This is a genomic window from Proteus sp. MB838 (assembly GCF_054767435.1).
The window spans coordinates 1-12676 of record NZ_BAABMO010000061.1; the positions used below are offsets into that span (position 1 = coordinate 1).

Here is a 12676-nt window from a genome sequence, read left to right on the forward strand (position 1 = left end):
GCCCTTCTCGCACTGTGCAAGTACAAGCCATTTTACCGAATACCGATAACAAATTAAAAGCGGGCATGTTTGCTCGTGTTCAAGTTACCTCCCCTACTCGTCATCAGGCATTAACCGTACCAGAGACAGCGGTTACTTATACTGCCTATGGGGATACCGTGTTTGTAGCGCAATCTGACAATCAAAAAAACCTTATCGCTAAGCGTGTCTCTGTGAAAGTTGGATTGCGCTACAACGGCCTTATCGAGATCAAAGAAGGCTTAAATCAGGGAGATCAAGTTGTTACCTCAGGGCAAATCAAACTTAGTGATGGCACCTCAATAGCCCCCATAGAGCAAGATACGTTAACACTGGCCCAATCTACTACTCGTCAACCATAACAGGAGTGTTTCATGAAATTCACTGATATTTTTGTGCGACGACCTGTTTTAGCGTTAGTAGTTAGCACCTTGATTTTTTTACTGGGCGCATTTGCGTTCAGTAAACTACCTATTCGCCAATACCCCATGTTACAAAACTCAACGATTACCATTGCAACAGACTACCCTGGCGCATCGTCTGAACTGATGCAAGGTTTTGTGACTCAGCCTATTACACAAGCCGTTTCCTCGGTGGAAGGCGTTGATTATATTTCTTCATCTTCAGTACAAGGAAAAAGTTTTGTCACGGTAAGAATGGAGTTAAATCGCGATCCGACACAAGCATTAACGCAAGTGATGGCCAAGGTCAATCAAGTACGTTATAAATTGCCAGAACAAGCTTATGATCCTGTGATTGAACTTTCTTCTGGTGAATCAACCGCAGTCGCTTATGTTGGCTTTTCCAGTGAGCAAATTTCTATTCCAGAATTAACTGACTATCTATCTCGTGTGGTTGAACCGATGTTTTCCTCCATTAATGGGGTCGCCAAAGTACAAGTCTTTGGCGGACAACAACTGGCCATGCGCGTATGGCTAGATACTGATAAATTAGCGGGGCGAAACTTAACTGCTAGTGATGTCGCTGATGCCATTCGCCGTAATAATTACCAAGCAGCTCCCGGGAAGGTCGAAGGTGAGTTTGTTATTGCGAATGTTTATGTCAATACCGATTTAACCAATGTGGAAGAATTTAAAGATATGGTGATCCACAATGATGGCCATAATCTTATACGTCTACGTGATATTGGCACCGTCGAGCTAGGTGCGGCTGCTACTGAAACCAGTGGCATCATGAATGGCAAAAAAGCCGTCTTCTTAGGCCTATTTCCAACACCAACAGGTAACCCGTTAATCATTGTTGATGGTATTCGCGAAAACCTTACTGATATAGAAAAAACACTCCCACCAGGTGTAAATGTGGAGCTGGCCTTTGAAACTTCACGTTTTATTAAAGCTTCTATTGATCAGGTGGTGCAAACATTAATTGAAGCCATTTTAATTGTTATTGCTGTTATTTATCTCTGCTTAGGCTCATTACGTTCTGTAATTATTCCTGTGCTTGCTATCCCTTTATCTATGTTGGGGGCAGCCGGATTAATGTTGGCATTTGGTTTTAGTATTAATTTGCTTACTTTACTAGCAATGGTTTTAGCCATTGGATTAGCTGTCGATGATGCGATAGTGGTGGTTGAAAACGTACATCGTCATATTGAAGAGGGATTATCACCAGTGCAGGCCGCATTAGTGGGGGCACGAGAGGTCGCGGGGCCGGTTATTGCCATGACCATCACTTTAGCCGCCGTTTACGCGCCAATCGGTCTCATGTCAGGATTAACAGGTGCACTGTTTAAAGAATTTGCCATAACGCTTGCTGGTAGCGTCATTGTATCGGGTATTGTGGCATTAACCTTATCTCCGGTCATGAGCTCATTAATGCTCAAACCGAAAGAAAATGAAGGCAGGATGGCTAAAATAGCCGAATATACCTTTGATAAATTGGCATATTACTATAGCTATTTGCTTAATTTTTCTTTAACTCATCGCTGGTTAACCGTCGTTTTCGCCTTCGCCGTGTTTGTTAGCTTGCCGTTTTTATATAGCCAGACAAAACAAGAGTTAGCACCTTTAGAAGATCAAGCGAGCGTTTTAACCGCGGTAAAAGCACCACAACATGCAAATCTTGCCTATGCGGAACATTTTAATCAGAAACTTGATGATATTTATATGAGCCTACCGGAAACAGACAGCACATGGATCATCAATGGTACTGATGGCCCTTCAGCAAGCTTTGGTGGGATTAATTTTGATGGTTGGAAAGGTCGTGATCGTAATGCCAATCAAATTCAGGCAGACCTACAAAATCGTGTTGCGGATGTTGAAGGAAGCAGTATTTTTGCTTTTCAATTAGCATCATTACCTGGCTCTGTCGGCGGATTACCTGTCCAAATGGTGTTACGTAGCCCATTAGGTTATCCCGTTTTATTTGACACGATGGAAGAGATCAAACAGCAAGCACGAGAAAGTGGTCTATTTGTCGTAGTGGATAGTGATCTTGATTACAACAACCCTGTTGTGCAGATCACTATTGATCGTGCCAAAGCCAATACCCTTGGTATTCGCATGCAAGATATTGGCGAATCACTATCCTTATTAGTGGGTGAACACTATATCAATCGCTTTGGTATGGATGGTCGCTCTTATGATGTGATCCCCCAAAGTATACGTCAACAACGTTTAACTCCGGCAGCACTTGCAGGGCACTATATTCGTACTCAAGATAACCTGTTAATTCCATTATCAACCGTGGTCAATATTACCACTCAAGTTGAACCCAATAAATTAACGCAATTTAATCAACAAAATGCCGCTATATTTCAAGCTATTCCGGCACCGGGTGTCACCATGGGGCAAGCTGTTGCGTTTCTTGAAAATGTGGCAAATTCCTTACCCGCTGGCTTTAGCCATGATTGGCAATCTGATGCTCGCCAATTTACCCAAGAAGGAAATACCTTAGTCTTTGCGTTTATTGCCGCCCTTATCATTATTTATTTGGTATTAGCCGCACAATATGAAAGCTTGGTTGATCCATTGATTATTTTGATTACGGTACCACTCTCAATTTGTGGTGCATTAGTGCCATTAGCTTTAGGTATGGTGACATTAAATATCTACACTCAAATTGGTTTAGTCACCTTGATAGGACTTATCAGTAAGCACGGTATTTTAATGGTGGAGTTCGCTAATGAATTGCAAGTTCATAAAAATCTAAATCGACGTGAGGCGATTGTTGAAGCAGCAAAAATCCGCTTACGCCCTGTCTTAATGACTACGGCAGCAATGGTTATCGGGCTTATTCCTCTGCTATTTGCCAGTGGTGCTGGAGCGAATAGTCGCTATGGATTAGGGTTGATTATTGTATCAGGTATGTTAGTTGGCACGCTATTTACGCTATTTGTATTACCCACAATGTACAGCTTCTTAGCACGAAACCATCAAGTCAGCGCTCAGACTGAGCGTCAAAAACAATTACAGCAAATCAGTGAGCAATAAAAATAACAAGCGCTAATGTCGTAAACCCATCCCCATTGTAAATACAATGGGGATGGTTATAGTTATTTTTTGAATAAATATTATTTTATTTCAATATTATCATTGACTAAAGGAATGTTATGATTTATTGCAAACTTAATCAGCTCATCAACTTGTGCGTTCATTTTAAGTACCTGCCAACTGCGATTTTCCCTTAAATGAACGAGAATACTTTCTAAGCTTTTTGTTTTTGTATTTCCTGCCTCTATCATTTTCATCATCTCCATTAAAGCAATAAACTCCCCTGTTCTTCCTAATCCCGCAAGACAATGGACAGCTATATTTTCTTTTGTTGGGTTTATTGTTAATTGTTTGCCAATCAAATCAATTGTATTTTTTAATTTTGTCGCATCTATTGCTGTATGATCTCTCCAATTATAAATATGCACAAATTTTATATTTTTCTTTTCATCACAACCTTTTTTAGTTAATTTATTAATATATACTTTGCAATCTAAACTTCTTTCATTTAGTAAAATTTCATTATCTCCATTCTTATTATCTACAATTTTATATCCCCCATTGTTATCTTTTATTTTAAAAAAACTGAAATCCCACCTATTAACGTGACGAGATTTTATATTATCTGAATAAAAATCCTCTCTAAAGTATTTAAACCCTTTCTGCTGAGGATTGCTTTTATCATATTCAATATCAGGTTTTGAGAAGTCCCATTCAATATCCTTATTCGAGGCTAAAACATAAACTGTCTTTATATCATTATCAAATAACATATTAAAATAATGTTTTAAACTCTCTTTATCATTAAGAGGATATTGGCTTGCAATAGTCGTATAAGGAGAGTTCTTAACACTCACATTATTAGTAGGTAATAATACCCCATTAGATTCTATTAAAGTTTTTTTACAATATCGTATTCTATATCTAGAATTAGGTACACATTGATAATTATTTTCATCATATTGAGGTGAGTTTTCATCATAATATAATTTGTTAAGAACTTCTGTAGATACTAATCTTTGGATATTATTTACGTTATTGATATTTTGTCGCATATAGAGAACAGGTGCTTTTTTTTCAGATAAAATTTCTGTATGCCATATAGCACTAGTATTCTTAACACTACTGAAATTAGGATTTCCCGTGGTATCTTTTATTCCTAAAGCATTTTTTACGCTATTAAATTTTGTACTTATATAAGAAACTATTTTTGGCATATATCACCCTTTTATAACTTAATTTTACATAACAGTCTCCCAACTTTATATTGATAAAAACTTTAAAATATAAAAAAAACATCTTTTCTCACTTATATTCATTTTAAGAAATGAATATAAGTGAATATAAAAATGCCGATATTTTTGAATAACATATCGGCATTTAAAATTAAAAGACAATTTAGTCTCTTGTTTATAAACTTATCTTACATCGTTGAAAAGGTATTCATAATTATCCCACCAGAGATAATCAATGCCATTGAGAATATAGCGGGTAGATCGGGTTTTTGTTTATATAAAATCATGGCAACTAATGTTACCCCAACAATACCAAATCCACACCACAAGGAATATGCCACACCAACAGGGATATAGCCCATTGCACGTGTTAAAGCGAAATAGCAAATACAGTAAGCGGCAATCACTAAAACAGAGGGAGCTAATTTACTAAAGCCATTGGTCTTTTTAATCATTGAAGTGCCCGTGATTTCAGAACCAATAGACAGCGCCAGCCATAAGAATCCGGTAAACATAATGGTTATCCTTATTTATTTTAATAAAGTACTTATTTATTAAAAAATAGTTTTATTAAATATAGATTATTAAGAAATAGATTTATTTATTCACTGACGATACAGTCTGTTTTATATTTGATAACTCCGTCGTTTCTTCTGACTCTTCTTCGGAACCCATTTTCGAAAACAGATTCATAATGACGATCCCGCTGGCAATAACTGCCATACCAATAATAGCAGCCGTATCAGGATGTTGACCGTAAAATGCCATACCTAAAGTAGATACAACTAAGATACCGGTTCCGGACCAGGTGGCATAAGCTAAGCCTACTGGGATATTTTTAACTGCACGAGATAATGAATAATAACAAACAATATAAAGAACAATAATTAATCCTAATAATAATGTCTTTGTTATTCCTTCACTATTATCAAACATTTTTAAGGTCGAGGTTGCTGAGGTTTCTGAAATAATAACCGCCAGCATCCAAAGCCATGACTTTGCTTTTGGGGACATAATAAGACTCCTAAATTTTTAGATATGGTATATTTTAATCTTTCAAACTTTTTAAATATTCAATAGCAGAATCGGTTAATTTATCTTGTGATAATTGGTATTTTTCAGGGTTGCTCATTACTTGTTTCAAAGTAATATAGCGATTATTATTCGGTTGTTTTGTTTCCGTTTTATTAATAAATTTTAACTTGTGATCAAAAGCATTCTTTTTTAAATTATCTTCAACTTCATTTATTGAGCAAAAAGTAATACCCATTGATATTAATCGTTCAATATTCTGTTTTAGCACTAAGTTATAGTGTTCATTTTGGTTTAAACCTAAAATTTCATTAATTTCACTGTTTGGCTGACAAAAGTAAGGTAATGCAATAATAGGAATATTTTTAGCCAATGCGGAATGAATAAGTGTTCCTTCTTCACTAATCATTAACCCATTAATAATTTCCCCCACCAGCTTTTTGTCAAAATAGGGAATAAATAATGCCTGATAAGCGGATAACCTATGGGGATCAAACTCATCGGCTTTAGTGATATCCCCTACATGGCACCACTGCGATAAATCATGGCATTGCTGTGCCTGTGTGGTAACAAAAATAGAGGCCCGTACAGTGGAAAAATGGCTAATGCGTTGATAGATTTCATCACGATATCCCAGCGCCGGTGTTAAAACTAACAACACCGGCTTTTTTATACGCTTTTCTATTTCTGCAACAATCCGTTCAATTAATTGATTGTCCATTACCTCACCTCATGGTCTTAGCTGACAATAAACACGCTGTCGTTATTTCTAAGTCCTGCCGCATTTGCCTCATCGGTATCAATATGAAATTCCAATGCAAATTTCTCACTGACACGCACAATCACTTCATCAAAAATCAGGCTACGTTCACCCTCTGTTTTTACATGCACTTTCTGACCATTGGTCACATTTAACGCTCTAGCATCAATATTATTCATATGAATATGACGCTGAGCACAAATGACTTGCTGTTTTAATTCCACATATCCCGCAGGCCCCATTAAAACCGCATTACCGGAGCCTGCTAAATCACCGGAACCACGCACGGGTGCCTTTATACCTAATGCAAAACAATCTGCTTTTGAAATTTCTAATTGGCTTTGTGGACGAACCGGCCCTAAAACACGAACTTTACTGATAGAGCCTTTAGGCCCGACTACCATCACACACTCTTTGGCGGCAAATTGTCCCGGTTGTTTTAGATCTTTAAACGGGGTGATCTGATAGCCGTGACCAAATAACGCATCTACATCTTGTTGTGAAAGATGTACATGTCGATTAGAAATACCAACAGGAATAGCGATCCCTTGATTTATGCCCATTCCCACATTGGGGATATTTAAACGAGTGAGAATTTTTCCCATTAGTTGTTGATTAATCATTATTTTTTACCTTTACGGCTTTCAGGTTTACTCTCTTTTTTACTACTTGGTGCTTTATCTGCTGTCATTGCTTTAGTTTCAGGGGCACTATTTTGAGCCTGTCGTTCTGCAACTTCTTTTGTCGCGTCACTATCGCCACTTTCGAGTTTTATGACAGTTTCAACCCTGTTTTCAGCCAGCGTTTTGAACGCATTCTGTTGTGTTTCTTCACTAATAACAGCGCTTTTTTTCTTACCTTTTATTGTCAACAATTTGGTGATAACACTTGGCTCTGGTCTTGCTATGACGAGTGATCCGATAACCAACTCTTTTTGGCTCACCACATCTACACCATGCTCAACCGCTGTTTTTACCGCACTGATCTCACCTTGAAAACAGACAGAAACTAACCCTGATCCAATTTTTCTATAACCGATAATTTCAACACTGGCAGCTTTACAAGCCGCATCAGCAGCTTGGATCGCAGCGGTTAATCCGCGTGTTTCAATCACACCTAAACTGTTCATCTTTCTCTCCTACTGATTAGTGGCGGACAAGACGGATCTCAAAATCAAATTGTTTAAAGAAGGCTTCTAAGCGATCGAGCTCTTCTGGCGTATATCCCGGATCGTTTTTAATGGGGTAGATCATCTCCAATTTTTGGTATTTATTACGGCCAAATTGGTGATAAGGTAGGATATCGATGCGCTGAAGATTACCGCGTTTTGACAGCGCCATGGCGTAGTTAATCGCACCAGTAATCGCATCATAAGAGTCGTTATAACCTCGCACTAAAGGCATACGGATAACCACATTTGCACCGAGATCCATCAAACGCTCTAAATTACGGCGGACATTCTCATTACCAATGCCAAATAATGCTTTATGCTGAGTAGTATCAATGTGTTTGATATCAATTAGAAATTGATCAACGACTTGCGCTAATTTTTCATAATTAGCTACATTAGTGGTTGCTTGTGTTTCCACCGCGGTATTGATCATCATCTTTTTACATTCACGTAGCAGAGCTACAGCAAAATCCGTTTGTAAACTCATTTCGCCGCCACCGATTGTGACACCACCGCCGGAAGAGATATAGAAGTCGTAATCTTGCATGATAATGTCCATCAATTCAGATACAGAGACATCTTTACCCATAATATCCAGTGCATCAGAAAGACACACTTCTTCACATTTACGGCATCCAATACAATCAACGGCGCGATCAACGCGATGAACTTGCTGACCTTGCTCATTGGTTGTCATGTAATGCACACCAGCCGGACACACATCAACACATTTACCGCAATCTACGCATTTATCGCGAGAGTACATCACCTGAAATTCACTGCTAAGACCTTCTGGGTTTGAACACCAAGGGCAGCGGATATTACAGCCTTTTAAGAAAACCAGAGTACGAATACCATCACCATCATAAATAGAGTATTTTTGGATATTAAATATCCGCCCTCTTATTTCTGCTGCCGTCTCCATCTTTACGCCTCCAAATCTGCATCAAACATCCTTGTTCGATAAATTTACATCTTGTCTTGTCGCGATTAATAGGGAGGACACTTAGCCCTCCTTGGGTCTATGATCAGAATTTTTCAATCACAGTACGACTAATAATTTCATCCTGAACTTCTTTACATAATTCAACGAAGTACGCACTGTAGCCAGCAACCCGGACAATTAAATCGCGGTATTTTTCAGGCTCTAATTGGGCTTTTTTCAGTACTTCATTATCGACATAGCTAAATTGCATCTGACCATTACCCAAAATAGAGGCGGTTCTTAATAAGGTAATTAATCCTTGGCGCCCTTCATTGGTATCTAGCAAGCCTTTGAGGAATTTAAAGTTATGAACCATACCGATATTCATGGTTTCAACATTCATCTTGCTGATGGATTTAATGATGGCAGTTGGGCCATGTTTATCGGCACCCTGTGTAGGGCTGATCCCATCTGATAATGGTTTCCATGCTAAACGACCGTTTGGTGTTGCTGCGGTTAATTCACCAATTGGCGTGTTATTAGAGATAGATAACGTACCGTGACTAAATGTGGAGTAGAGCATTTTATATTTACGGCATTCACGTTCAGTCCATTCGGTAATGTCTAACGCATATTGGTCAACAACATCATCGTCGTTACCAAATTTCGGTGCATTTAAACAGTCACGCAGTAACTCTTCGTGCCCTTCAAAATTAGCTAATAAGCCGTCACGTATTTGCTCTAAGGTATATTTTTTGTCTTCATAAACCAGTTTGCGAATTGCCGCCATAGAATCGACATAAGTGGCTAAACCAGAGAAGATCAGACCCGGTCCGTGGTTAACCATCGCACCACCCGCTGTCACGTCTTTACCTTGCTCCATACAACCTTCAACCAATAGCGACATGAGTGGTTTTGGGGCAATGTCACGGTGAACGCGCTGGCTGATAACCGTACCAATTGCTGATAAACGAATAATATGTGCGACTTGCTCTTTAACCGCGCGATCGAAATCCTCATAAGTACGTAAATCACGTAAATCGCCGGTGTCTAAGCCTTGGTAGCTATCAAACAGCACCATACGACCACGATTTAATACAAATTCAATGGCAATTGGCCACTGGGTATAACCCGTTGATGTCCATTGATAGATACGACCTGATTTTTGTGGTTCAACACAGCCCATCAAGCAGTAATCGCGTGCATCTTCAAAGTCGAAGCCTTTGCGCAACATCATCTTGATATGAGAATCATCGAAGTGACAGGCAGGGAAGCCCATTCCCGCTTTGACCACATCAACGATTTTTTCCATATATTGCTGTGGTGATTGGTTATGGATACGACAAGCCAGCGAAGGTTGATACACTTTCACAAAGCGTACTGCGTCCATAATCAAGTAAGTTAAATCGTTACAAGCATCGCCACCTGAGCGTTTTTGTCCCCCCACCGTTAAGTTGATAAAGGGTTGATAGCCGGCAAAATATTTTGCGCCAAGTTCGCTAGACATCCACATTAATTCGGCACATTTGATGATAAAGGCCTGCATCATTTCCAGTGCTTGTTCACGCGTTAAACGACCTGTTTTAATGTCGTTTTCATACATTGGGAAACAGTATTGATCTAAGCGACCTAAAGAAAGTCCCGTTTGGTTCTCTTCAACTTCAAACAATGACTCTACAGTCCAGATACTTTGCAGTGCTTCTTGCAATGTTTTTGGTGGATTAGCAGGAACATTTTCATTGACTTGAGCAATGGTCAATAACTCTTCACGACGTTGTGGATCACTCTCTTTAGAGGCTAATTCACGGGCGTGCTCGGCAATACGATGAGCATAAGCGATAACACCTTCACAACTTTCAATCGACGCTTTATAGAAATAGATACGGTCAATGTCAGCAGGATTTTCCATGCTTAATTCAGCCAATTTCGCTTGTGCATCGGCTTTAATACCGTTCATCCCTTTGGTGAATAACAGCACGTCATAACCAGGGCAAGTATCACCACCACCATTAATTTGATGATAAGAGAGATCGCTGACAAAGGTTTCACCACTGAACTCCCATACACCCGCTTCGCGGTATTGCGCTTCACAGATTTCATCTAAAGAGCGACCTTCCCAAAATGGCACTATCTCTTCACGAATGACTTTTTTGTCTTCTTCTGAAATTTGGAATGGATCTTGTGGGCGCGTGCTCATGGTGTCGAGTTCATCACGTACCCAACGCCATGCGATATCAGGAGAGAAAGCGCCAGCACGCGGTTTCCCACAAGGATGTCCCACAATAAGCTCTTCATCTTGAATTAAGATAGGTGCGGTTTCACAAGCACGGCGGAAAGCTTTAGCACGCAATAAAATAGGCGGTAAACCAGGATTATTGCGAGCAATTTCAGTAAAGGCTAATGCTCTATAAATTGAAACACTAGGACGAGCCTCTAAATAACGATTACGCAGGCGCTGTAGACGGGGAGTTAAGCCTTCCATTACAGTCAACTCACCATTTGCTGTCGCCGGTGTAACAACATTGGCTGAAGGTGAAGCATATTGCGGTGGTGTATTCATACGACCGTTATATAAACGGACTTGTAGTGAACTGTGTAATGCTGATAGATTAGCGCGCGCTGATAACAACATTTCTGAAAGTTCGTTAATACTGACGCGAGGATCGTTAATATCGATACCTTGGGTCATGGCATCAAACATTGGATAGCCATCGACTTCTTTCGTTGCGCGCACTTCGGATAGCTCAGCCAGTTTTAGCCAAAGACTTTCAACAATTTCATAAGCTTGTGCTGGCGTTAAACGACCTTGGTCAATATCACGTTGATAGAATGGGTATAGTGCTTTATCAAAGCCCATTGGGTTGATAGCGTAGCTACCATTCTCCAGATGAAGAATAAGCTGTAATAAATAGAAAACTTGTACCGCTTCTTTAAAGGTTTCTGCTGGCTTGGCGGGTACTTTACGTAAAATAGCCGCGCTTTCTAATAATTCAGCTTTACGGTATGGATTACCTTCCATTGCGGCTAAATTTTCTGCTTTAGCTGACAGTAGTTGTGCAAAATAAAGTGCCGCATCACATGCATAAATCGCCGATTTGCAGAAATTGGCTTCATCCATACTGCTACGATTTACCGCACTACCAATGCTTCTCATTCTATCTTCAAGTTGTGCTTTGATGGCTAAGAAACCTTGATTCACCACCAGCATATAATCAGGTGATGCAACGCTATTATTGATACTTAAAAAGCGATAAATAGAGTCACTACGCACTTCTTCTTCGCTGTGGAAAATCGCACCACGTGGTGTTGAGGATTGGCTACCGATAATAAGCTCATCTTGAGCGATATAGCTTGGAAAATGACGAATAAACTGATAAAAGCGTTGTGCAGGTTTAATCGCTTGGGGCACACCGGCAATATTGTTATCTAATGAATCAAAAATCGTCGCACGCTCTGTGCTAATAGAACTGTTACGTGAAACTAAACGTTCTGCCAGCATTTTTACGCGTGGCGTCAAAGAATATTTGGCCATGTGAGGCTCTCCTGATGTTCTTTACTAGACCTAATCGGTATTAATTGAGCATTAACTGTGTGATACACCGGCAAATGCCTGACGATACAATGTTTCTAATTGGTGTGTGTTTACGTCACGCGGATTTGTCGGCGTACAGCTATCGCGTAAAGCCTGTCCGACCATTTCCGTTAAACGGGCATAAAAGTCCGCTTCACTGACACCGGTATCGCGAATACTCTTCGGCATACCCATTTCATCTTTCAATACATTAATGGCGACAATAAGGCTGATAACGCCTTCTTTTACCGTCTGCGCAGGTAATCCTAAACTTTGGGCAAGGTAGGCATAGCGCTTCGCTGCTTCGCTATTACAATCACCATGAAGATTGGCATTAAAGGCAATAACATGTGTCATCAATAACGCATTCGCACGGCCATGAGGGACATGAAAAACACCGCCTAATGCATGGGCAAGACTGTGTGTAATACCTAACGACGCATTAGTAAATGCCATACCTGCGATGCAAGATGCATTGTGCATTTTTTCGCGAGCAAGTAAGTTATCCCCTT

General features: G+C 39.7%; 10 protein-coding genes and 1 pseudogene. 2 read left to right on the forward strand and 9 right to left on the reverse strand.

Annotated features, from left to right (window positions below; translation table 11 throughout):
• Both ACYUCW_RS16985 and ACYUCW_RS16990 read left to right on the forward strand, forming a co-directional pair.
• On the forward strand, window positions 1-380 hold a 380-nt coding region (locus tag ACYUCW_RS16985), incomplete at its 5' end, for an efflux RND transporter periplasmic adaptor subunit (RefSeq protein ID WP_460409110.1).
• A gap of 12 nt (window positions 381-392) precedes the next feature.
• The gene (locus ACYUCW_RS16990) at window positions 393-3470 is read left to right on the forward strand and encodes a MexW/MexI family multidrug efflux RND transporter permease subunit (protein WP_460409112.1); all 3078 of its coding nucleotides are present in this window, start codon (window positions 393-395) and stop codon (window positions 3468-3470) included.
• 80 nt (window positions 3471-3550) lie between these two features.
• Here ACYUCW_RS16990 and ACYUCW_RS16995 read toward each other — a convergent pair whose 3' ends face one another.
• The 9 genes and pseudogenes from ACYUCW_RS16995 to ACYUCW_RS17035 all read right to left on the reverse strand — a co-directional run.
• Complete coding sequence (locus ACYUCW_RS16995; RefSeq protein WP_004249191.1) at window positions 3551-4687, reverse strand: protein-tyrosine phosphatase family protein; 1137 nt, start codon at window positions 4685-4687, stop codon at window positions 3551-3553.
• A 206-nt stretch (window positions 4688-4893) separates the two neighbouring features.
• Window positions 4894-5220, reverse strand: a complete 327-nt coding sequence (locus ACYUCW_RS17000) for a DMT family transporter (RefSeq protein WP_004245856.1) — start codon at window positions 5218-5220, stop codon at window positions 4894-4896.
• A gap of 82 nt (window positions 5221-5302) precedes the next feature.
• Window positions 5303-5719: a DMT family transporter gene (locus ACYUCW_RS17005; protein ID WP_004249190.1), complete on the reverse strand. Its 417-nt coding sequence runs from the start codon at window positions 5717-5719 to the stop codon at window positions 5303-5305.
• 34 nt (window positions 5720-5753) lie between these two features.
• Complete coding sequence (locus ACYUCW_RS17010; RefSeq protein WP_049202967.1) at window positions 5754-6458, reverse strand: hypothetical protein; 705 nt, start codon at window positions 6456-6458, stop codon at window positions 5754-5756.
• Window positions 6459-6475: 17 nt separating this feature from the next.
• Window positions 6476-7120 carry a phosphate propanoyltransferase gene (locus tag ACYUCW_RS17015; RefSeq protein ID WP_004249187.1) on the reverse strand — a complete coding sequence of 215 codons (645 nt, stop codon included), beginning with the start codon at window positions 7118-7120 and terminating at the stop codon, window positions 6476-6478.
• Window positions 7120-7626 (reverse strand): BMC domain-containing protein, encoded by a 507-nt coding sequence (locus ACYUCW_RS17020; protein ID WP_049202968.1) that lies wholly within the window; start codon window positions 7624-7626, stop codon window positions 7120-7122. The genes ACYUCW_RS17015 and ACYUCW_RS17020 overlap by 1 nt, the downstream gene beginning before the upstream one ends.
• A 16-nt stretch (window positions 7627-7642) precedes the next feature.
• On the reverse strand, window positions 7643-8593 hold the full coding sequence (gene cutD / locus ACYUCW_RS17025) for a choline TMA-lyase-activating enzyme (RefSeq protein ID WP_004249185.1): 951 nt from the start codon (window positions 8591-8593) through the stop codon (window positions 7643-7645).
• 103 nt (window positions 8594-8696) lie between these two features.
• The gene (cutC, locus tag ACYUCW_RS17030) at window positions 8697-12125 is read right to left on the reverse strand and encodes a choline trimethylamine-lyase (protein WP_004249184.1); all 3429 of its coding nucleotides are present in this window, start codon (window positions 12123-12125) and stop codon (window positions 8697-8699) included.
• 51 nt (window positions 12126-12176) lie between these two features.
• A pseudogene (locus ACYUCW_RS17035) lies at window positions 12177-12676 on the reverse strand (alcohol dehydrogenase); the annotation flags it as partial.

Coding starts and splice junctions, on each gene's coding strand:
- ACYUCW_RS16990 (WP_460409112.1), top strand. CDS start 393: ATGAAATTCACTGATATTTTTGTGCGACGACCTGTTTTAGCGTTAGTA.
- ACYUCW_RS16995 (WP_004249191.1), bottom strand. CDS start 4,687: ATGCCAAAAATAGTTTCTTATATAAGTACAAAATTTAATAGCGTAAAA.
- ACYUCW_RS17000 (WP_004245856.1), bottom strand. CDS start 5,220: ATGTTTACCGGATTCTTATGGCTGGCGCTGTCTATTGGTTCTGAAATC.
- ACYUCW_RS17005 (WP_004249190.1), bottom strand. CDS start 5,719: ATGTCCCCAAAAGCAAAGTCATGGCTTTGGATGCTGGCGGTTATTATT.
- ACYUCW_RS17010 (WP_049202967.1), bottom strand. CDS start 6,458: ATGGACAATCAATTAATTGAACGGATTGTTGCAGAAATAGAAAAGCGT.
- ACYUCW_RS17015 (WP_004249187.1), bottom strand. CDS start 7,120: ATGATTAATCAACAACTAATGGGAAAAATTCTCACTCGTTTAAATATC.
- ACYUCW_RS17020 (WP_049202968.1), bottom strand. CDS start 7,626: ATGAACAGTTTAGGTGTGATTGAAACACGCGGATTAACCGCTGCGATC.
- cutD (WP_004249185.1), bottom strand. CDS start 8,593: ATGGAGACGGCAGCAGAAATAAGAGGGCGGATATTTAATATCCAAAAA.
- cutC (WP_004249184.1), bottom strand. CDS start 12,125: ATGGCCAAATATTCTTTGACGCCACGCGTAAAAATGCTGGCAGAACGT.